This window comes from Cellulomonas sp. P1_G12_2 (assembly GCF_056405535.1).
Genome location: NZ_JBFUBX010000006.1, coordinates 1 through 21,456, shown reverse-complemented (window position 1 = coordinate 21,456; position 21,456 = coordinate 1). Strand labels below are relative to the sequence as shown.

Genomic DNA, 21,456 nt, shown 5'->3' with positions numbered 1-21,456 from the left:
CAACACCTGCTGCGACGAGGAGTCACACGTGCCCGAAGGAACTGTCCGCTGGTTCGACGCCGAGCGGGGGTTCGGCTTCCTCTACCTCGGTGACGGGGCCGAGGACCTGTTCGTGCACGCATCCGAGATCGTCGGCAACGACGACGTGCTCCGGGAGGGGCAGGTCGTCGAGTTCGAGATGGGCGAGGGTGACCGCGGCCCGCAGGCCCGCCGCGTCCGGATCACGGGCGACCACGCCCCCGACGCACTCCTGGGTGTGCTCGGCACGGTCTCCTGGTACGAGCCGGGCAAGGGGTACGGCTTCATCACGCCCGACGGCGGTGGTGCGGAGATCTTCGTGCACAGCTCGGCCATCGTGGGCGGCGGCGTGATCTCGGACGGGCAGCGGGTGGCGTTCCTGGTCGTCGACGGGGAGAAGGGGCCGCAGGCGGACCACCTGTTGCCGCTCGGGGCTGAGGCCACCGGACGCCCCAGGGCGTCCGACGGTGCGGACGGCACCGTGTCCTGGTACGACGGGGAGAAGGGCTTCGGGTTCGTCACCCCCGACTCGGGCGGCGAGGACCTCTTCGTCCACGTCCGGTCGCTGCCGTCGGGGGTGACCGAGCTGTCCGAGGGCGATCGCGTGACCTTCGACGTCGGCACGAGCGAGAAGGGGCTCCAGGCCCGCAACATCCGGCTCGTGGGGAGCGCCCCCGCGGCGCCGGCACGCGCACGGTCCGGCCCCCCGAGGGAGTCCGGCGGCCCTGTGCGCGGCGGCGAGGGCGTCGTCGCGCGCTACGACGCGGAGCGCGGGTTCGGCTTCATCACCCCGGATGCCGGGGGTGCTGACCTCTTCGTGCACGTGTCGGTCGTGCGGGGCGCCGAAGGGCTGGAGGAGGGCGATCGGGTCCGGTTCCAGGTGCGCCAGAGTGACCGGGGACCGCAGGCAGACGGCGTCGAACGGGTCTAGGCGACGCCTCGCCCGGCGCCGCGGTGAACCCTCAGACGTACGTCGTGCGGGCCGCCACTGGTGTCAGATGGCGCTTCGCACCGCGTGGCGCACGTAGATCACGCCGTTGCCGAACCGTCGGTGATCCAGCAGCTCCAGGTCGAGCCGTACCCCTCGCGGCAGCGCCGGCTTGCCGCCGCCCACGAGCACCGGGCACAGAAGGAGCACGCACTCGTCGACGAGCCCGTGCCGGAACGCCTCAGCCCCGAGCGTCGCGCCGCCGATGCTCAGGTCCGAGCCCGACTCCTCCTTGAGCCGTCGTACCGCCTCGGGATCGAACTGCCGCTCGATCCTCGTGCGCGCCGTCGACACCGCGTCGAGCGTCGTGGAGTAGACGACCTTGTCGGCGTCACGCCAGATCCCCGCGTACTCGCGGACGACGGCCGGTTCGTTCGCCAACCAGTCGTCGTCCTCCCAGACGCGCATCGTCTCGTACATGCGGCGGCCGTAGAGCGACGTGCCGATGTGCCGCTCGTGCTCGTTCCAGAACGCGTGCACCGCTTCGTCGGGTACCGACCAGTCGAAGGAGCCGTTCTCGTCCTCGAGGTAGCCGTCGAGCGAGGTGTTGGCTGCGTAGATCAGCTTGCCCATGGAGGCCTCCGGCCGGACGTGGACCTCGTCGTCGACCTGCGAGACGACGATCGCCTCACCGGTCGTGCCTGCCGCAGCCCGGCTTGACCGGACCCAGCGCCGAGTTCACGGCGGCCGTGTAGGCCTCGTAGCCAGCGGCTGTCGGGTGGAAGGCTCCCGGGTCCGACGGCCCGAGGATCCACGGATCCGGCGAGTTCGCTCCGTGGCCGTCGAATCTCTTGCGAACGTCCACGAACTGGAAACCGGCGCGGTCGGCGGCGGCAGCGATCACCGCGTCGAGGGTGTCCGCAGCGGCGTTGAGGGTGCTGAGCTCCGCCGACGAGGCGGCGAGGTAGGCGCCGTACTCGGGGGAGAACAGCCGCGGATAGCCGGTCACCACGACGTGGGCGTTGGGGGCGGCCGCGGCGACCCCGGCGTACACCGTGTCGAGCAGGGCCGGCAACAGGCTCGTGGTCCGTGCGTCGACGACGGCGACCGCGCCGGTGCACAGGGCGTCGGTGCCGCCGAGGCAGGCGGCGACCGCACTCGACCAGCCGATGTCGTTGCCGCCGACGGTCAACGTCACCAGGTCCGTGTCGGCATCCAGCGCGGCGAGCTGGCCGCCGGTGACCAGCGAGGTCGTGGTCGCGCCCGCGCAGGCGACGAAGTCGTCGAGTCGCAGGCGTTGGCGCCCGTCGAGCTGCACGGCGTAGGCACTCTGCGAGCGGCCGCACTCGGCGTAGGGCGGGACGCCGTACCCGGAGGCGTACGAGTCACCGAGGGCGTCGTAGACGACGCGCGACGCGGCGGTGGGCGCAGCGCTGGCGACGGAGCCGGCTGAGCCGACGAGGGCGAGCGCCGCGAGCACGGCGAGGACGGCGGACCGCGCTGTGCGCAACGAGCGCTTCATCACTGCACCGTAGCCACATCGCCGGACGCGTGCCGGTCGAGCGGCTCCCGCTGCCGCCGGGGGAATGCGACGCGCACTCGCAAGGTTGAGCCCAACAGACTCAAGTTCGACCCACCCGAGTTTGCGCCGAGCCCCAACCCGACGCAGACTTGAGCCAGCCGGACTCAAGAGCGAGACGACACACCCCAGTACGACACGAAAGAAGGCACACACATGGCACGAGCAGTCGGCATCGACCTCGGCACCACCAACTCGGTGGTCGCAGTCCTCGAGGGCGGCGAGCCCACGGTCATCGCCAACGCCGAGGGGTCGCGCACGACGCCGTCGGTGGTCGCGTTCTCCAAGACGGGTGAGGTGCTGGTCGGCGAGATCGCCAAGCGCCAGGCCGTCACCAACGTCGAGCGCACGATCTCGTCCGTCAAGCGGCACATGGGCACGGACTGGTCGCAGGCGATCGATGACAAGAAGTACACCGCGCAGGAGATCAGCGCGCGGGTGCTCTCCAAGCTCAAGCGTGACGCGGAGGCCTACCTGGGCGAGCCCGTCACCGACGCGGTCATCACGGTCCCGGCGTACTTCAACGACGCCGAGCGCCAGGCCACCAAGGACGCCGGCGCCATCGCGGGCCTCAACGTCCTGCGCATCATCAACGAGCCCACCGCGGCCGCCCTGGCCTACGGCCTGGAGCGCGGCAAGGAGGACGAGCTCATCCTCGTCTTCGACCTCGGTGGCGGCACGTTCGACGTGTCCCTCCTCGAGGTGGGCAAGGACGACGACGGCTTCTCGACGATCGAGGTCCGCGCGACCTCCGGCGACAACCGGCTCGGCGGCGACGACTGGGACAACCGGATCGTCGACTTCCTGGTCTCCGAGGTGAAGAACTCCACGGGCGTCGACCTGGCCAAGGACAAGATCGCCGTGCAGCGTCTGCGCGAGGCGGCGGAGCAGGCCAAGAAGGAGCTCTCGTCCGCGACGAGCACCAACATCTCGCTGCAGTACCTGTCCATGAGCGAGAACGGCCCGGTCCACCTGGACACCAAGCTCACGCGTGCGCAGTTCCAGCAGATGACGCAGGACCTGCTCGACCGCACCAAGGAGCCGTTCCGGTCCGTCATCCGTGACGCCGGAATCCAGCTGTCCGCGATCGACCACATCGTGCTCGTCGGCGGCTCCACCCGTATGCCGGCCGTCAGCGAGGTCGTCAAGGAGCTGACCGGCGGCAAGGAGCCCAACAAGGGCGTCAACCCGGACGAGGTCGTCGCCGTCGGTGCCGCTCTGCAGGCCGGCGTCATGAAGGGCGACCGCAAGGACGTCCTGCTCATCGACGTCACCCCGCTGAGCCTCGGCATCGAGACCAAGGGCGGCGTGATGACCAAGCTCATCGAGCGCAACACGGCCATCCCGACCAAGCGCTCGGAGATCTTCTCGACGGCCGAGGACAACCAGCCGTCCGTGCTGATCCAGGTGTTCCAGGGCGAGCGTGAGTTCGCGCGGGACAACAAGCCGCTCGGCACGTTCGAGCTGACCGGGATCGCGCCCGCGCCGCGTGGTGTGCCGCAGATCGAGGTCACGTTCGACATCGACGCCAACGGCATCGTGCACGTGTCCGCCAAGGACCGCGGCACCAACAAGGAGCAGTCGATGACGATCACCGGCGGCTCGGCCCTCCCCAAGGAGGACATCGAGCGCATGGTGCGCGAGGCCGAGGAGCACGCCGCCGAGGACAAGGCGCGTCGCGAGGAGGCCGAGACCCGCAACTCCGCCGAGCAGCTCGTCTACTCGACCGAGAAGCTGCTGGTCGACAACGCCGACAAGCTGCCCGACGACGTCAAGACCGAGGTCCAGGCCGCGGTCGGCGAGCTCAAGACGGCGCTGGCGGGCACGGACATCGACGCGGTCAAGGCCAAGCACTCGGCCCTGCTCGCGGCGAGCCAGAAGATCGGCGAGGCGATCTACTCCGCCGAGAACATGGCGGGCGCTGCGCCGGCCGACGAGCAGCCTGCGGCTGACACGTCGTCCGACGAGGACGTCGTGGACGCCGAGATCGTCGACGACGAGGACGAGGCGGCATCGAAGTGACGTCCGGGACCGAGGACGCCGACGGCGACCTGACGCCCGAGGAGCAGATCCTCGCCGACGCGGAGTCCATCGCGGCCTCCGCCGAGGAGGAGGTCGTCCTCGAGGGTCTCGTCGAGGCGGAGAAGCTCGCCGCCGAGCGTCTGGACGAGCTCCAGCGCTCCAAGGCGGCGTACTACAACCTCGAGCAGCAGTACTCCGGGTTCGTGAAGCGGTCGAAGGCCGACGCCCTCGCCGCCCACGACCGCGGCGTGCACGAGATCGTCGAGGCGCTGATCCCGGTGCTGGACGACATCGAGCTGGCTCGCCAGCACGGTGACCTCACCGGACCGTTCCTGCCCATCGCGGAGAAGCTCGACGCGACCCTCGGTCGCTTCGGGGTGACCCGCTACGGCGCGGTCGGCGAGCCGTTCGACCCCGCGATCCACGAGGCGCTCATGCACTCGCACGCCCCGGACGTCTCGGAGTCGACCGTGCAGATGGTGCTCCAGCCGGGGTACCGCACGCCCGACCGGATCATCCGGGCGGCCCGCGTCGCGGTCGTGGACCCCGAGGCGTAGAACACGGGTAGCGTCCGGGCAACGAGCAGGTCGTTGCCCGGACGCTGCTCCACAGACTCAAGGAAGGAGGCGGCGTGACCGGACAGGATTGGCTCGAGAAGGACTTCTACTCCGTCCTCGGCGTGCCCAAGGATGCCGACGCCGCCACCATCAAGAAGGCGTACCGCAAGCTCGCGCGCCAGATGCACCCGGACCACAACCCGGGCGACGCCAAGGCTGAGGCCCGGTTCAAGGACGTCGGCGAGGCCTACGCGGTCCTGTCCGACACCGAGCAGCGCGGCCAGTACGACCAGCTGCGCGCCATGGCGGGCGGCCCGCGGTTCACGTCGGGCGGTCGCGGCGGCGCGGGGTTCGAGGACGTCTTCGGTGGCATGTTCGGCGGTCAGCAGGGCGGCGGTCGCGTCCGCTACACCAACGCCCCCGGTGGTGCGTCGGGGTTCGAGGACATCCTCGGCGGGCTGTTCGGCAACGCGGGTGGCGGGTTCGCCCCCGGCCCGCAGCAGGGTGCCGACCTGGCCACCAGCGCGACGCTCCCGTTCCGGCAGGCCGTGGAGGGATCGACCGTCTCGCTCGTGGTCGAGGGCCGGACCGTGAACGCCCGCATCCCCGCCGGCGTCCGCGACGGCCAGAAGATCCGGCTGCGTGGCAAGGGCCGACCCGGTGACCGTGGCGCCCCCGCGGGCGACCTGGTGATCACCGTGCGCGTCACACCGCACCCCGTCTTCTCCCTCGACGGCGACAACCTGCGCATCACCGTGCCCGTGGCCTTCGACGAGGCCGCCCTGGGCGCGACGATCGAGGTGCCGACGCTCGACGGGTCCACCGTCCGCGTCCGCGTGCCCGAGGGCACCCCGTCCGGGCGTGTCCTGCGCGTCAAGGGCAAGGGTGTCCCCGGCACCAAGGGCGACCTGCTGACCACCGTCCAGGTCGTCGTGCCCCAGCGGCTCAACGCCGCCGCCCGCGAGGCCGTCCAGGCGTTCGGCATCGCGACGTCCGGTGAGGACGTGCGCGCGGACCTGCTCGCCGCGGCGAAGAAGTAGCCATGGCCGGCGAGGACGCCAAGGTGTACGTCATCTCGGTCGCCGCCGAGCTGGCCGGCATGCACCCGCAGACCCTGCGCCAGTACGACCGCCTCGGCCTGGTCAGCCCCAGCCGCGCGAGCGGCCGCGGCCGCCGGTACTCCCTGCGGGACATCGCGACCCTGCGCGAGGTGCAACGGCTGTCGCAGGACGAGGGCGTCAACCTGGCGGGGATCAAGCGGATCCTCGAGCTCGAGGCGGAGCTCGAGGGGCTGAAGCGGCAGATCGAGTACCTGCGCGCGTTCGTCGACCCCGGCCGCCGCGTCTTCACGGCGGACCCGCGCGGCGACGTGGTCGCGGTCAACCGCACGGCCAACCGCCTCCGCCGCCCGACGACGACGACCGACCGCGCAGCAGTAGTCCTCTGGCGCCCCAGCTCCCGCTGACCCCCACCGCAACGTCCGCACTCGATGGGCCTGGAGCCCACACGAGCGCGGACGTCCCGCACCACCACCCAGCAACGTCCGCACTCGAGCGCCCTGGAGCCTCCTCGAGTGCGGACGTCCGCGCATCCGGTTGCGGGAGCGCTCGAATCTGCGGACCCCAGCTCTCGACGCCCGCAGCGTCCGCGCGTTCGGTCGTCCAGGCACTCGAATCTGCGGACGTCCGAGGAGCCACGTCGTCGCGGGTGGCCATAGGGCACCGCGGGTCGGCTGCCTACACTCGGCGCCGTGACGATCGATCTCGGCATTGACCTCGACCGCGCCCGCCGTGACACGCCCGGCGTCGAGCACGTCGCCCACCTCAACAACGCCGGCGGAGCCCTGCGCCCCCGCGTTGTGACGGACACGGTGGTCGCGCACCTGCGGCGCGAGGCGGAGATCGGTCCGTACGAGGCGGAGGCCGAGTCGGAGGACCGCGTCGCGGCGGTGTACGGCTCGGTCGCGCGGCTGATCCACGCGCAGCCCGACGAGATCGCCCTGGTGCAGAGCGCGACCGCCGCCTGGAACGTGGCGTTCTCGTCGCTGCCGCTCACGCAGGGCCAGCGGATCCTCACGGCGCGCACGGAGTACATCAGCAACGCGATCGCCCTGCTCCAGGCGTGCGAGCGCACGGGCGCCACGCTCGAGATCATCGAGGACGACGAGCACGGGCAGGTGGACCTGGACCAGCTGGAGCGCCGGCTCGACGACGACGTCGCCCTCGTCGCCCTGACGCACATCCCGACCGGGGGAGGTGTCGTGAACCCGGCGGTGGAGGTCGGCGCTCTCACGCGCAAGGCAGGCGTCCCGTTCCTGCTCGACGCGTGCCAGTCGGTCGGCCAGCTCGACGTCGACGTGACCGCCCTCGGCTGCGACCTGCTCGCCGCGACCGGCCGCAAGTTCCTGCGCGGCCCCCGCGGCACCGGCTTCCTCTACGCCTCCCGTGCGATCACCGAGCGGCTGGTCCCGCCCGTCCTCGGCCTCGGCGCGGCCACCTGGTCGTCGCCGACGACCTGGGAGGTGGTCCCGGGCGCCCTGCGGTTCGAGACGTGGGAGCGGTCGATCGCCGACAACCTCGGCCTCGGCGCGGCGGCGGACTACGCGCTCGCGATCGGGCTGCCCGCGATCGAGGAGCGGGTCACCGCGCTCGCGGCACGCCTCCGCGAAGAGCTCGCCCAGACCCTCGGAGTCACCGTGCGTGACAAGGGGGTGCGGCGGTCCGGCATCGTCACCTTCACGGTCGACGGGATGCGTGCCGATGACGTCCGCGCCCGCGTCGCCGCCGCCGGTGTGAACGTGAGCGTCACGCGCATCTCGTCGGCCCAGCTGGACTACGGCGTCCGGGGACTGACGGAGGTCGTCCGCGCGAGCCCGCACTACTACACGTCCGACGACGAGCTCGACCGCCTGCTCGCGGCACTGCGCTGACCCGGACGTCCGAGCATCTGGTCGCTCCAGCGCTCACTTCCTCGGACGTCCCACCGACATGGAGCGTGTCAGCGCCGTGTCGGGGCCCTGTCAGCGGGCTCCTCCAGCCTGGAGCCATGACACACGACCTGGTGATCGAGGCAGAAGGCCTCGTCAAGCACTTCGGTGAGACGAAGGCGCTCCAAGGCGTCGACCTCGCCGTCTCTCGCGGCACCGTCCTCGGCGTGCTCGGCCCCAACGGCGCCGGCAAGACGACTGCGGTCCGCATCCTGTCCACCCTCCTCGTCCCGGACGCCGGCCACGCCCGCATCGGCGGCTTCGACGTGGTCAAGGACGCCGAGCGCGTCCGCCAGTCGATCGGCCTCACGGGCCAGTACGCCTCCGTCGACGAAGACCTGTCCGGCCGGCAGAACCTCGTCCTGTTCGGCACGCTGCTCGATCTGGGAAGGGTCGGCGCCCGCGCCCGCGCCGCCGAGCTGCTCGAGTGGTTCGACCTGACCGCCGCGGCGGACCGGCCCGCCAAGACCTACTCGGGTGGCATGCGTCGCCGCCTCGACCTCGCGGCGAGCCTCGTCGGCCGTCCCGACGTCATCTTCCTCGACGAGCCGACCACCGGCCTGGACCCCTCCAAGCGCGAGGACATGTGGGACGTGGTCCGCTCGCTGGTCACCGACGGATCGACCGTGCTGCTCACCACGCAGTACCTGGAGGAGGCGGACGCGCTGGCCGACGAGATCACGGTCATCGACCATGGTCGGGTCATCGCGCACGACACCCCCGAGGGGCTCAAGCGGATCGTCGGCGGCCAGACCCTCGAGGTGCGCCCGTCCGACCTGAGCCGCATGGCGGAGGCCGCGACCATCCTCGGTCAGGTGACCTCCGGGTCGGCGCCGGAGGAGATCCGCAAGGGCGTCCTCGCGGTCCCCGTGCAGGACGACTCCGCCCTGACCGCCACGGTGTCGCGGCTGGCGAGCGCCGGCATCGGCGTCACCGAGCTGTCCCTGCACCTGCCCAGCCTCGACGAGGTGTTCTTCTCGCTCACCGGCCGCACGGCGTCCGAGGATGACACCACCACCACGAAGGAGGTGGCCTGATGACCACGCTCACCGAGCACCGTTCCCCTCGCGCGGTCCCCACGTCGGCCGCCCCGGTCGCCCGCAAGCCGTTCCCGCTGGTCCGGCACTCCCTGTCGCTGGCCAAGCGGAGCCTGATCAAGACGTGGCGGACGCCCGAGGCTCTGATCGACGTCACGCTCCAGCCGGCGATCTTCCTGGTGATCTTCGTCTACATCTTCGGCGGGGCGGTGGCGGGTGACACCCACACCTACCTGCAGTTCCTGCTGCCGGGCATCCTCGCGCAGACCATCGCGACCGGTGCGATCGCCATCGGGGTCAACCTCAACACCGACCTGGAGAAGGGGATCTTCGACCGGTTCAAGTCGCTGCCCATCCCACGGTCGGCACCCCTGATCGGGGCGGTGCTCGGGGACGTCGTCCGCTACGTGATCGTCACGGTGATGACGCTCGGCATCGGGTACCTGATGGGCTTCCGGATCCTCACCGACCCGTTCAGCGCCGTCGCGGGCTGCCTGCTCGCCGTGGTGTTCGCCCTGTCTCTGTCCTGGGTGTCGGTGTTCGTCGGCATGAAGGTCCGGACCTCCGGCGCGGTGCAGGGGATCATGTTCCTGATCATCATGCCGCTGAGCTTTGCGTCGAACGTGTTCGTCCCGGCGGGCACGCTGCCCAGCTGGATGCAGACGTTCGTGGCGTGGAACCCGCTCACGCACCTGGTCGCCGCGATGCGCGGACTGTTCCTGGGCACGCCGATGGGTGACAGCGTCTACTGGACGCTGGCCTGGTGCGTCGGGCTGGTCGCGGTGTTCCTGCCGCTGGCCATGCGGGCGTACCGCCGCAAGGTCTGACGACGACCGGATCCGGGAGCGACGGCCTCAGATGTCGGCCGTGAGCTCCCGGATCCGGTCGGCCGCGTCCGTCGACGACCGCTCGCGCCACGACGCCAGCAGGTGCTCGCGCTCGTCGTCGTCGCCGAGGGCGCCGGCCAGCGGCCCCTCGATCCCCAGCTGGAAGAGCATGACGAGGTTGGCCCCGAGCCGGACGCCGGCCGCCCACAGCTCGCGGGCGAGCTCGGCGTCGCCGCGGGAGGCCGCCAGCTCGGCGACGCCGAGCCCGAACGACCCCAGCACCGGCATGTCGGTGGTGACCCGCGCGTCGGGCGCGGCGGCGGCGATGAGCGCGACCGCGGTGGCGATCGAGGTGTCCGAGTACGACGGCGTCATGGCGGCCACCCGCAGGTGCACGACGGCGGTGGCCACGCGGAACGCGATGCGCACCTGGGGCACGGTCACGGTCATCGAGGCCACGATCGCCGCGGCGGCCTCCGCGCTGTCGAGTGCCTCCTGAGCCCGCCCGGCCTGGCAGGCGACGTGCGCGAGCCCGAGCAGCGCCTGTGCGGCGTCGACGTCGTCCATCTGCGTCGACGCCGTCACCTCGCGGAGCCGTGTCAGCGCGTCGTCGTCCCCGCCGAGCGCGCGCTGCACGTCGAGCATCACGCGGATGCTCCGGACGTCCTGCATCGCTCCGACGATCTCGAGGTGGCGCAGGCTGCGCAGGAGCCACTCCTGCGCGTCCGGTTCCCCGCGGGCGCTCTGCCACTGCCCGACGCCCTGCGCGGCCATGCCCATGCCCCAGTGGTCGCCGATCGACTCGAACGCCCGGTACGCCGCGCGCGCGTCCGCGCTGGACGTCTCCGGGTCGCCCGCGTTCTCCCGCGCCGCGGCCCGCATGAACAGGCCGAGCCCGTGCAGGAAGCCGTCCTCGTGGTCCGCGAGGCGCTCCGCGGCGGCGTAGGTGACGGAGGTGTCCGACGAGACGAGAGCGGGCATGACCGTGACGAGTGCGGTGATGCGCGGGGAGATCTCGGCGGGGCGCTCGACGGTCAGGAGCCGGATCGCGCGCCCGGCGAGCGCCACCAGCCGCTGAGAGACGGAGACGCCGGCGTTCACCGAGGAGAACAGACAGGTCGCGGCCAGGCGGTCGGCGTCCGGCAGCGGCCGACCGGATGCGATGCCCTGGTAGATCGGGGAGGCACGGCGCGCGGCGGGGTCGTCGGCGAGGAGCACCCGCTGCGCCCACTCGATGACCTCGAGGTGCAGGCCGCGCACGCTCCACAGGTGGAACAGCGCGGCGGTGATGTCGACCGCGCCCACGGGGTCGTCGTGCTCGACGGCCCAGCGCAGGGCCGCCAGGAACGTCTCCTGCTCGGCGACGCACTCGTCGAACGCGCGCACCTGGCCGGAGCCGACGAAGTCCGCGGCCAGCCGCACGGAGTCGGCGGCCGACCAGCGCACCAGCCCCGTCATCGCCTCCACACGCCTGCCGGAGGCGTCCAGCCGTGCCTCCCCGTACTCCCGGACGGTCTCGAGCATCCGGTAGCGCGCGGGCCCGCCGTCGTGCTCGTCGAGCGTCAGCAACGACTGCTCGACGAGGGTGGCCAGCCCACGCCGGACGGCGGGTGCGGGCGCGCCGGCGACCGCGACGGCGGTCTCGGCGGTGAACGGCGCGGGGATGACCGCCAGCCGCTGGAACAGGTCGCGGTCCGGCGGCTCGAGCAGCTCGCGGCTCCAGTCGACCATCGCCCACAGGCTCGCGTGGCGCTCCGGCAGGCCGCGGAGCGCGTCGTCCAGGAGCGCGAACCGGTCGCTCAGGCCGTCCAGCAGGTCCTCGACCGTCATCGCCCGGAGGCGGGCGGCGGCCAGCTCGAGCGCGAGCGGCAGGTTGTCCAGCCGGTGGCACAGCTCGCGCGCCCGCTCGGGGTCCCAGCCGACGGTCGCCCGTCCGGCGCGAGCGCGCGACTGCAGCAGCTCCAGGGCGTCGGCGTCGGGCAGAGCCAGCAGGCGGTGCACGGACTCGCCGACGAGGCCGAGGGGCGCACGGCTCGTCGCGAGCACCACGACGTCCGGGGACGCGACGGCCAGCAGGTCGCCGACGACGACGGCCGCTGCATCGAGCACGTGCTCGCAGTTGTCGAGCACCAGGAGGCCGTCGAGGTCCGCCGCCGCGAGCCGCAGCCGGTCCTCGGGGGACAGCAGGCGGCGCTCGGTGGGCGCGTCGGCGCGGGTCGCGGCCGTGTCGGACCCGCCGATCGCCGCCAGCACGGTGGGCAGCACCTCGGCGGGCGCGCGCAGACCGGCCAGCTCGACCACGCGGACGGGTCGACCGGACGCGACCGCGCGACGGGCCACCTCGCCGGCCAGGCGCGTCTTGCCCGCCCCGCCCGTGCCCACGACGGTGATAAGCGCCGACGTCCGCAGCTCCTCCTCCACCCGGGCGATGTCGGTGTCGCGGCCGACCAGCGGGGTCGCCGCCCGGCGCCAGGCCGGCGGGAGGGTCGCGACGACCCGGGGTGCGGCCGCGCCCAGCTCCCCCTGCAGCAGCGCCAGGTGGGCCTGCGCGACGACGGGCGACGGGTCGGTGCCGTAGCGGTCCGCGAGCTCGGTCCGCACCTGGTCGACCACCTCGAGCGCCTCGGCGTCGCGACCCTGCGCCGCGAGCACGCGGACCAGGAGGGCCACGAGCGGCTCGTCCGGCGGGGTGCGCAGCGCGAGCCGACGCAGGTCGTCGGCCAGGCCGTCCACCTCGGCGAGAGCCAGCCCGGCCTCGGCCAGGACGGCGAGGACGCCGCCGAGCAGTCGCGTGGTCACCGGGTCCGCCAGGTCCGGGACGGCGGGCAGGAGCGTCCGCGCCTCGCGGGCCAGGTCCCGCGCACGTGTGGCGTCCCCCGCCTGCAGGGCCGCGCGGGCGTGCGTCAGACGGGACTCGGCGTCGTCGACGTCGATCTGCAGCCCGTCGGTGGGCAGGCGGTAGCCGCCGCCCGCGGCCTCGACCGCGAAGCCAAGACGGCGGGCGCGCGACACGAGGGCCTGCACGGCACCGGCGGCGTCCTCCGGTGGGAGCCCCTCCCACACGACCTCGACGAGCGCGACGGACGACACTGTGCGGCCGCGCGCGTCGAGCAGGGCGCCGACCAGGGCCGCGAGGCGGTCGCCGCGGACGGCCCGGCCGTCGACGGCGAGCCCTCCGAGCGTCGTGATCTGCACGCGCACAGCATCCCTCACGTCCGGCACGGGTCGGTCGGGTGCAGGTCGGGAAAGCCGACTCTGGCGTGTCGTGCCGGGCGTTCCGGGCGAATCGGACGGGTCGGGTGTGGACTGCCGTGTGGACCGGCCTGTGGGCACCGGACAGGTGCCTGTGGACGCCTGTGCACGGCCCCGCGAAGGTGCTGGTCGGGGGCCGTGTCAGTGGTCGCCGGTAGCCTGGAACTTCTCCACAGGGTGAAGAATGACACGCTTGTCACTACAACCCCTAGTGGTCCATTGCGTGTGGGACCCCTAGGTGTAGTGTCTAGTCACGACGCAGTGCAGAACCTTCTCGTCAGGCTCAGCACCTCGTCCGGCCCGGAGACGGGCCCTTCAACTTCAAGGAACTCGCTTCGCGAACGCTCTGGGGAGAGCGTGCCGCAGACAGACCACACGGGGAGCCCATCATGACGATCACGGTCTACAGCAAGCCGGCGTGCGTGCAGTGCAATGCCACCTACCGCGCGCTCGACAAGCTCGACACCGAGTACACGGTCGTCGACATCAGCGAGGACGCCGACGCGCGTGACTACGTCATGTCGCTCGGCCACCTGCAGGCCCCCGTCGTGATCGTCGACGGCGAGCACTGGTCGGGCTACCGCCCGGACCGCATCAAGGCGCTGGCCGACCGCCTGGCCGCCGTCGCCTGACGAGCTCCCCGGATCGGCGCCTGGTCTACGGACCGCGCCGGTTCGGCGGGTCTTTCGCGCCCGCACCACCGCACGACCCGAGCTGAGGGGATCCGACCGATGAGCTCCCTGGTCTACTTCTCCTCCACCTCGGACAACACCCACCGCTTCGTGCAGAAGCTCCGTCTGCCGGCCGAGCGCATCCCGCTCCGGCCGTCGGACGAGTTCCTGCGCGTCTCCGAGCCGTACGTGCTGATCGTGCCGACGTACGGCGGAGGGAACGAGAGTGGAGCAGTACCCCGGCAGGTCATCAAGTTCCTCAACGACGAGGACAACCGTGCGCTGATCCGCGGAGTCATCGCGGCCGGCAACACGAACTTCGGCGAGGCCTACTGCATCGCGGGGGAGATCATCGCGGCCAAGTGCCACGTCCCCTACCTGTACGGGTTCGAGCTCATGGGAACGCAAGAGGACGTCACAGCCGTCCGCGAGGGATTGGGAAGATTTTGGCAACGACAGTCGCAGATACCCGCGTAGAGACGCCGGAGCTGGATTACCACTCCCTGAACGCCATGCTGAACCTCTATGGCGCCGACGGCGAGATCCAGTTCGAGAAGGACCGTGAGGCGGCGCGCGCGTACTTCCTGCAGCACGTCAACCAGAACACGGTGTTCTTCCACGACCTGAACGAGAAGCTCGACTACCTCGTGGAGAACAAGTACTACGACCCCGAGGTCCTCGCGCAGTACGACCGCGCGTTCATCAAGACGCTCTTCGAGTACGCGTACTCGAAGAAGTTCCGCTTCCAGACGTTCCTCGGCGCGTTCAAGTACTACACGTCGTACACGCTGAAGACGTTCGACGGGAAGCGGTACCTCGAGCGCTTCGAGGACCGGGTCTGCATGGTCGCCCTCGCCCTCGCGGAGGGGAACCAGGACTTCGCCATCTCCCTGGTCGACGAGATCGTCTCCGGTCGTTTCCAGCCGGCCACGCCCACGTTCCTCAACCTCGGCAAGGCGCAGCGCGGTGAGCCCGTCTCCTGCTTCCTGCTGCGCATCGAGGACAACATGGAGTCGATCGCGCGCGGCATCAACTCCGCCCTGCAGCTGTCCAAGCGCGGCGGCGGCGTCGCCCTGCTGCTCAGCAACATCCGTGAGCACGGTGCGCCCATCAAGCACATCGAGAACCAGAGCTCCGGCGTCATCCCCGTGATGAAGCTCCTCGAAGACTCCTTCTCCTACGCCAACCAGCTCGGTGCTCGTCAGGGCGCCGGCGCGGTGTACCTGCACGCGCACCACCCGGACATCTACCGGTTCCTCGACACCAAGCGCGAGAACGCCGACGAGAAGATTCGCATCAAGACCCTCTCGCTGGGCGTCGTCATCCCGGACATCACGTTCGAGCTGGCCAAGAAGAACGAGCCGATGTACCTGTTCTCGCCGTACGACGTCGAGCGCGTGTACGGGGTGCCGTTCGCGGACATCAACGTCACCGAGAAGTACTACGAGATGGTCGACGACGCGCGGATCAAGAAGACCAAGATCAGCGCCCGCGAGTTCTTCCAGACGCTCGCCGAGCTGCAGTTCGAGTCCGGCTACCCGTACGTCATGTTCGAGGACACGGTGAACCGGGCCAACCCGATCGCCGGGAAGATCACGCACTCGAACCTGTGCTCGGAGATCCTGCAGGTCTCCACGCCGTCGACGTACAACGAGGACCTCTCGTACAAGCACGTCGGCCGCGACATCTCCTGCAACCTCGGCTCGATGAACATCGCGCTGTCGATGGACTCGCCCGACTTCGGCAAGTCGGTCGAGGTGGCCATCCGCGCCCTGACCGGCGTCTCCGACCAGACGGACATCGAGTCGGTCCCGTCGATCAAGCGAGCCAACGCGGGCGGGCACGCCATCGGCCTCGGCCAGATGAACCTGCACGGCTACCTGGCGCGCGAGCGCATCTTCTACGGGTCCGACGAGGGCCTCGACTTCACCAACATCTACTTCTACACGGTGGCGTACCACGCGATCCGTGCCTCGAACCTGCTGGCCCAGGAGCGCGGTCGCGCGTTCGACGGCTTCGCGGACTCGAAGTACGCGACGGGCGAGTACTTCGAGAAGTACACGTCGAAGGAGTGGAAGCCGAAGACCGAGCGCATCGCCACCCTCTTCGCCGAGGCCGGCGTGCACATCCCCACCCAGGAGGACTGGGCCGAGCTGGCCGCCCTGGTCAAGGAGCACGGCATCTACAACCAGAACCTGCAGGCCGTGCCGCCGACGGGCTCGATCAGCTACATCAACCACTCGACGAGCTCGATCCACCCGATCGCGTCGAAGATCGAGATCCGCAAGGAGGGCAAGATCGGGCGCGTCTACTACCCGGCGCCCTTCATGACCAACGACAACCTGGAGTACTACCAGGACGCGTACGAGATCGGCTACGAGAAGGTCATCGACACCTACGCCGAGGCCACGCAGCACGTCGACCAGGGCCTGTCGCTGACCCTGTTCTTCAAGGACACGGCCACCACCCGTGACCTGAACAAGGCGCAGATCTACGCCTGGCGCAAGGGCATCAAGACGATCTACTACATCCGCCTGCGCCAGCTCGCGCTGGAAGGCACCGAGGTCGAGGGCTGCGTCTCGTGCATGCTCTGACCCCCGTCCTGAACACGAAGGAAGCACTGCGATGAGCGAGAAGCTCAAGCTCGTCAGCCGCGTCTCGGCGATCAACTGGAACCGGCTCGACGACGACAAGGACGCCGACGTCTGGGACCGGCTCGTCGGCAACTTCTGGCTGCCGGAGAAGGTCCCGGTGTCCAACGACGTGCAGTCGTGGGCCACGCTGACCGAGGAGGAGAAGACGCTCACCATGCGCGTCYTCACCGGCCTGACGCTGCTGGACACCATCCAGGGCACGGTCGGCGCCGTCTCGCTCATCCCGGACGCGATCACGCCGCACGAGGAAGCCGTCTACACGAACATCGCGTTCATGGAGTCGGTGCACGCCAAGTCGTACAGCTCGATCTTCTCGACGCTGTGCTCCACCAAGGAGATCGACGAGGCGTTCCGCTGGTCGGAGGAGAACGCGAACCTCCAGCGCAAGGCCGAGATCGTCATGGAGTACTACCGCGGCGACTCGCCCCTGAAGCGCAAGGTGGCCAGCACGCTGCTGGAGTCGTTCCTGTTCTACTCGGGCTTCTACCTGCCCATGTACTGGTCCAGCCGCGCCAAGCTCACGAACACGGCCGACCTGATCCGCCTGATCATCCGCGACGAGGCGGTGCACGGGTACTACATCGGCTACAAGTACCAGAAGGGCCTCGAGAAGCTGTCGGCCGCGGAGAAGGCGGAGATGAAGGACTACACCTTCGAGCTCCTCTTCGAGCTGTACGACAACGAGGTCGAGTACACGCAGGACCTCTACGACGGCGTCGGGCTGACCGAGGACGTCAAGAAGTTCCTGCGCTACAACGCCAACAAGGCCCTGATGAACCTGGGTTACGAGGCGCTCTTCCCGCGCGACGAGACCGACGTCAACCCGGCGATCCTGTCGGCCCTGTCCCCGAACGCCGACGAGAACCACGACTTCTTCTCCGGGTCGGGCTCGTCGTACGTGATCGGCAAGGCCGTGAACACCGAGGACGACGACTGGGACTTCTGAGCCCCAGCGAAACCGAACGGCCGACCCTCTCGGGGGTCGGCCGTTCGGTCGTTCCCGGGTCAGACGCGGGGATCGGTGCGCGGTTGCTCGGCCGGCACCTCGGGGTCGACGCCGCGCGCGGTGCTGGGCTGCTCGGTGCGGACGTCGGGGTCGATGCGGTCTGCCGTGCTCAGGCGGTCGTCGAGCTCGGAGCGCGCGCCGGTGGCCTCCGCGCTGCGTGCCCGTGCCTCGTTCTGCAGCGCGGCCGCGTCGGCGGCCCGGGCATCGGCCTCCGCCTGAGCGAGGCGGGCCTGCGCGTCCAAGCGAGCGGCCTCGGCCTCCCGCCGCTGGACCTCGACCTGGTCGAGGGCAGCCTGCTCGCGGATCTTCTGGGCCTTGGCCCGCTCGGCCTCGGCGCGACGGGTGCCGCGCTGACGGCTGAGCATGACAGCCGCCACGATCACCAGCACGACGACGATGGCGACGATGATCCAGCCGGTCACGTCCATGGTGCTCCTCCTCGGGATGGGTTCCCCCTGACGGCATTCGACTGCCGTCCGTGACCGGTCGCAACCGGGGAGGCGTCAGCGACCCGTCCGGAGACGGCCGAGATCCCGGAGGACGCACAGCCGATTCACCTCCTCCGCCGGTTGTTCGTCGCGTCCCTGACCTGCGGGTAAGGCTGTCCTACCTTGCTAGGCAGGGTGCGCGGAACGGGTCTACCGTCGAAGGAACGCGCAGATCCCACCCCCACGGAGGTCGACATGAGCACCCTGATGGACATGCCCGCCGTCGCCGAGTGCTCGGTCGCCGGCTGTTCGTACAACGACCACTCGCACTGCCACGCGGCCGCCGTGAACATCGGTGGCGCCACGGGCGACGCGCAGTGCACCACGTTCTTCCCGCTGGGCACCAAGGGCGGGCTCGACAAGGTGATCACGCACGTCGGCGCCTGCCAGCGCGCCGAGTGCGTGCACAACTCGTCGCTCGAGTGCTCCGCGGAGTCGATCCGCGTCGGAGCCGGGCACGAGGAGGCGGACTGCCTCACGTTCAGCCCGCGCTGAGCCCCCGAGAACGTCGAACGGCCGCCCCGGTCAACCGGGGCGGCCGTCGTCGTCCGTGCGGGGTCAGGGGTGTGCGGCCACCTCGACCAGGTCCCTCACGAGCACCGTCGCGGCAGGCACCAGCTCCCGCTCGCCGGGTACCAGCGACGGGTCCAGCGCGCGCACGGCGGCAGCCTCGTCGAGTGCCGCCAGCGGGTCGAGGTCCGTCGCCTGCAGGAACGCCGCCAGGAACGCTCGCGCGGCCTGCGAGTACACGCCGCCCGCGTCGACGGCCACCTCGGCGACGATCAGCGCGGTCAGGGAGACATCCAGCTCGGCCGTGCCGGTGCGCGCGTTGGTCCAGTCGATGACCGCGGGCCCGTGGCTCTCCGTGAGGATCACGTTCGCGGGGTGCAGGTCCAGGTGGACGATCGCCGGCCCGGACGTGACCACCGGCCACGAGGTGGGCTCGCCGTGCTCCCAGCCGTGCGGCGGGGTGATGGCGTGCAGCCGCGAGTGCAGGTCGGTGAGGATCCCCGCCGCGTCCGAGAGCGAGACCTCGCCCGCGGTCAGGGCCTGGAGCAGGGTGGGGCCGTGCAGGCGCTCCATCACGAGGTCGGGGCCGCTCGCCTGCAGGATCGCGGGGGCGGGGAACCCGTGCGCGACCACGTGCTGCAGCAGGCGGACCTCGGCGGAGGCGTCCCGGCCGGAGCGGTAGCGGCGCAGGACGGTGTGCTCGTCGAGCGCGAAGACGTCGGCCGCAGCGCCGGCGGCGAGGACGGGACCGGGCTCGTCGGAATCGGCCAGTGCCGGGTCGACGGCGGGGAGGTGGGGCGTGACGGCGCCGGAAGAGCTTCGGTCCGGCTGCGTCGGGAAGTCGGGTGCGGGGTCGTGCGGGTGGTTCTCAGCGGCTTCCGATGCCCTTCGTCCTGAAGGCGTCGTAGGGCCGCTCGGAGCGAGTCCTGCGGAGTTCATGGATCGACGGTAGACGCATTCGCCCGAGTTGTCCCTACTGATGTGCAGACAAGTCCCTGACCTGCGCTTTACCTGCCCGACACCCGTCGGTGTGTGCGGGTCAGGGCCGAGAGACCCGGTCCAGCGTCTGCAGAGCCTGCTCGTGGGTGGCCGGCAAGGGTTCGATCCAGACCCGGACCGGCTGGCGCGTGGACGCCCTGAGCTCGAGAAGCTCGCAGCGGCGGGCGATCTCGAGGTGGAGCGCCTCGAGCGGGGGGTGCGGGTCCTCGTCGGCGCGCGCGAGCACCGCGAACACGCCGCCGCCCAGCGTCGCCATCGGGTGGCCCTCGCCGTAGGTGGTGGTCATCGCGGCACCGACCGCGGCCGACCGCGCGGCGCGGGTGAACGGGTCGACGTCCCCCGCGGCGACGTCGATGAGGACGAGGTGATGGCCGAGATCGGCGGCAGCACGGGAGCGCTGGGTGGGCAGCGCCGCGTCGCGGTACGTCTCCGCGAGCCGGATGGCGAGGTACTGACGGCTCGGCAGGCCCGACTCCGGGTCGAGCGCGGTGCCGAACGCGATCGTTCCGGCCTGGGCGTCGGCCCAGCCCTCGCACAGCGCGCGCAGGACGGCCGTCGGTGGGTCGGCGGCGCCGAGGGTGCGGTACAGGCAGGCGAGGTCGTCGACGGTCTCGCCGATGCCCACGCCGTCGTAGCCGCGGGCGCGGCCCAGCTCCTCCGCGGCGGCCGCGGGGTCACCGGCGGCGAGCACGGCCGTGGCCAGCGCGTCGACCGCCGGGTGGTACCAGTCCGACGGCCGCAGCCACACGGACCGGACGCTCTCGTCGCGCCAGCGTTCTCTGACCGCCGTGGGCAGGGCGTCCGTCGGGACAGCTCCCGAGACGTCCGGCAGGGCAGCGTTGTTCGACCCCGAGTTCATCATCGTCACGCCGGATGAGAGGCCGACACCTGTCGGGTGTGACGCCGGTCCGCGAGTTTTCACCCGCCGGGATTCTCTCCGCTTATGTAGAAACGAGGGATATGGCAGTCTGTGCGGTCGGACGTTGAAAGCTGATGGGAGCTGTTCGTGTCACCACGCACGCAGCTGGACGGCGGTATCACGGCGGACGCGGAGCTGATCCTCTCCGCGCGCGCGGGTGACACGGCTGCCATCGGCGCGCTCTATGAGCGGCACGCGGGCGCTGCCTGGGTGGTCGCGCGGCAGTACACGGACTCCCCGGCAGACGCCGACGACGTCGTCGCCGACTCCTTCACGGCCGTCTTCGGCGCCCTCCAGCGCGGCAGCGGCCCCGAGTCCGCGTTCCGCGCGTACCTGTTCACCGTGGTGCGTCGCGTGGCTGCGGTCCGCCGCGAGAAGGCCCGTCGCATGCAGCCGACCGATGACCTCGCCGTCCTCGAGTCGGGCACCGCGTGGGCCGGCACCGCCGAGGAGCCCGCGCTGGCCGGCTTCGAGCGTGGCGTCGTCGCGCGGGCGTTCCACACGCTGCCCGAGCGCTGGCAGGCCGTGCTGTGGCACACGGAGGTCGAGGGCCTGTCTCCCGCGGAGATCGCCCCCATCCTCGGACTGACCGCCAACGGGGTCGCCGCGCTCGCGTACCGCGCGCGCGAGGGACTGCGTCAGGCGTACCTGCAGCAGCACCTCCAGGACCCGCTCGACGAGGGGTGCCGTGCGGTTGCGGGGAAGCTGGGCGCCTACGTCCGGGGCGGGCTCGGCACGCGTGAGACCACCCAGGTGCAGGCACACCTCGAGGACTGCGGGACCTGTCGCGGGCTGCTGCTCGAGCTGGGCGACGTCAACCACGGCATGCGTGCGGTCATCGCGCCGCTCGTGCTGGGACTGGTCGGGCTGGGCGCCCTCGGCGTGCTCCTGCCCGTCGGCGGTGGGCTCGCCGCGGGCGCGGCCGCCGCGGCCTCCGCCGGGGCGGGTGCCGGTGGGGCCGGCGCCGGCGGTGCGGGAGCTGCGGGAGCCGGCGGTGCAGCGG

Annotated in this window: 20 protein-coding genes; 14 read left to right on the top strand and 6 right to left on the bottom strand. The window is 71.0% G+C overall.

The window, feature by feature from the left end:
• Positions 1–28 precede the first annotated feature (28 nt).
• Complete coding sequence (locus AC1DXT_RS16925; protein WP_477062468.1) at positions 29–949, top strand: cold-shock protein; 921 nt, start codon at positions 29–31, stop codon at positions 947–949.
• A 63-nt stretch (positions 950–1,012) separates the two neighbouring features.
• On the opposite strand, the gene AC1DXT_RS16920 is transcribed toward AC1DXT_RS16925, so the two are convergent.
• A complete protein-coding gene (locus AC1DXT_RS16920) occupies positions 1,013–1,579 on the bottom strand; it encodes a dihydrofolate reductase family protein (RefSeq protein WP_477062467.1) in 567 nt (188 codons plus the stop codon).
• A 55-nt stretch (positions 1,580–1,634) separates the two neighbouring features.
• Entirely contained in the window at positions 1,635–2,468 is an 834-nt protein-coding gene (locus tag AC1DXT_RS16915) for an SGNH/GDSL hydrolase family protein (protein WP_477062466.1), read from the bottom strand.
• A gap of 213 nt (positions 2,469–2,681) precedes the next feature.
• Between AC1DXT_RS16915 and dnaK the strand changes: the two genes are divergently transcribed.
• The 7 genes from dnaK (at position 2,682) to AC1DXT_RS16880 (ending at position 9,954) form a co-directional block, all read left to right on the top strand.
• The gene (dnaK, locus tag AC1DXT_RS16910) at positions 2,682–4,547 is read left to right on the top strand and encodes a molecular chaperone DnaK (protein WP_477062465.1); all 1,866 of its coding nucleotides are present in this window, start codon (positions 2,682–2,684) and stop codon (positions 4,545–4,547) included.
• The gene (gene grpE / locus AC1DXT_RS16905; RefSeq protein ID WP_235522262.1) at positions 4,544–5,104 is read left to right on the top strand and encodes a nucleotide exchange factor GrpE; all 561 of its coding nucleotides are present in this window, start codon (positions 4,544–4,546) and stop codon (positions 5,102–5,104) included. The genes dnaK and grpE overlap by 4 nt, the downstream gene beginning before the upstream one ends.
• A gap of 74 nt (positions 5,105–5,178) precedes the next feature.
• Complete coding sequence (locus AC1DXT_RS16900; RefSeq protein ID WP_477062464.1) at positions 5,179–6,144, top strand: DnaJ C-terminal domain-containing protein; 966 nt, start codon at positions 5,179–5,181, stop codon at positions 6,142–6,144.
• A gap of 2 nt (positions 6,145–6,146) precedes the next feature.
• Positions 6,147–6,569 (top strand): heat shock protein transcriptional repressor HspR, encoded by a 423-nt coding sequence (locus AC1DXT_RS16895; RefSeq protein WP_477062463.1) that lies wholly within the window; start codon positions 6,147–6,149, stop codon positions 6,567–6,569.
• A gap of 285 nt (positions 6,570–6,854) precedes the next feature.
• Entirely contained in the window at positions 6,855–8,033 is a 1,179-nt protein-coding gene (locus AC1DXT_RS16890; RefSeq protein WP_477062462.1) for an aminotransferase class V-fold PLP-dependent enzyme, read from the top strand.
• A gap of 116 nt (positions 8,034–8,149) precedes the next feature.
• Entirely contained in the window at positions 8,150–9,127 is a 978-nt protein-coding gene (locus AC1DXT_RS16885; RefSeq protein WP_477062461.1) for an ATP-binding cassette domain-containing protein, read from the top strand.
• Positions 9,127–9,954 (top strand): ABC transporter permease, encoded by an 828-nt coding sequence (locus AC1DXT_RS16880; protein WP_477062460.1) that lies wholly within the window; start codon positions 9,127–9,129, stop codon positions 9,952–9,954. The genes AC1DXT_RS16885 and AC1DXT_RS16880 overlap by 1 nt, the downstream gene beginning before the upstream one ends.
• Positions 9,955–9,981: 27 nt before the next feature.
• Here the strand turns inward: AC1DXT_RS16880 and AC1DXT_RS16875 are convergent, their stop codons facing one another.
• A complete protein-coding gene (locus AC1DXT_RS16875) occupies positions 9,982–13,149 on the bottom strand; it encodes an ATP-binding protein (RefSeq protein WP_477062459.1) in 3,168 nt (1,055 codons plus the stop codon).
• Positions 13,150–13,595: 446 nt separating this feature from the next.
• Between AC1DXT_RS16875 and nrdH the strand changes: the two genes are divergently transcribed.
• From nrdH to nrdF, 4 genes are all read left to right on the top strand, one after another.
• Entirely contained in the window at positions 13,596–13,838 is a 243-nt protein-coding gene (gene nrdH, locus AC1DXT_RS16870; RefSeq protein ID WP_175349357.1) for a glutaredoxin-like protein NrdH, read from the top strand.
• Positions 13,839–13,937: 99 nt separating this feature from the next.
• A complete protein-coding gene (gene nrdI, locus AC1DXT_RS16865; protein ID WP_477062458.1) occupies positions 13,938–14,354 on the top strand; it encodes a class Ib ribonucleoside-diphosphate reductase assembly flavoprotein NrdI in 417 nt (138 codons plus the stop codon).
• A complete protein-coding gene (nrdE, locus tag AC1DXT_RS16860) occupies positions 14,324–16,471 on the top strand; it encodes a class 1b ribonucleoside-diphosphate reductase subunit alpha (protein WP_477062457.1) in 2,148 nt (715 codons plus the stop codon). The genes nrdI and nrdE overlap by 31 nt, the downstream gene beginning before the upstream one ends.
• A gap of 31 nt (positions 16,472–16,502) precedes the next feature.
• Entirely contained in the window at positions 16,503–17,477 is a 975-nt protein-coding gene (gene nrdF / locus AC1DXT_RS16855; protein WP_477062456.1) for a class 1b ribonucleoside-diphosphate reductase subunit beta, read from the top strand.
• Positions 17,478–17,536: 59 nt separating this feature from the next.
• On the opposite strand, the gene AC1DXT_RS16850 is transcribed toward nrdF, so the two are convergent.
• Positions 17,537–17,965 (bottom strand): hypothetical protein, encoded by a 429-nt coding sequence (locus tag AC1DXT_RS16850; RefSeq protein WP_477062455.1) that lies wholly within the window; start codon positions 17,963–17,965, stop codon positions 17,537–17,539.
• Positions 17,966–18,220: 255 nt separating this feature from the next.
• Between AC1DXT_RS16850 and AC1DXT_RS16845 the strand changes: the two genes are divergently transcribed.
• Positions 18,221–18,520 (top strand): DUF1540 domain-containing protein, encoded by a 300-nt coding sequence (locus tag AC1DXT_RS16845; RefSeq protein WP_056087472.1) that lies wholly within the window; start codon positions 18,221–18,223, stop codon positions 18,518–18,520.
• Between the two features lie 63 nt (positions 18,521–18,583).
• Here the strand turns inward: AC1DXT_RS16845 and AC1DXT_RS16840 are convergent, their stop codons facing one another.
• Positions 18,584–19,474, bottom strand: a complete 891-nt coding sequence (locus tag AC1DXT_RS16840; protein WP_477062454.1) for a phosphotransferase — start codon at positions 19,472–19,474, stop codon at positions 18,584–18,586.
• A gap of 100 nt (positions 19,475–19,574) precedes the next feature.
• Complete coding sequence (locus AC1DXT_RS16835; RefSeq protein WP_477062617.1) at positions 19,575–20,396, bottom strand: hypothetical protein; 822 nt, start codon at positions 20,394–20,396, stop codon at positions 19,575–19,577.
• Positions 20,397–20,540: 144 nt separating this feature from the next.
• Here AC1DXT_RS16835 and AC1DXT_RS16830 point away from each other — a divergent pair.
• Positions 20,541–21,456: sigma-70 family RNA polymerase sigma factor (locus AC1DXT_RS16830; protein ID WP_477062453.1), on the top strand; the 916-nt coding region annotated here is incomplete at its 3' end.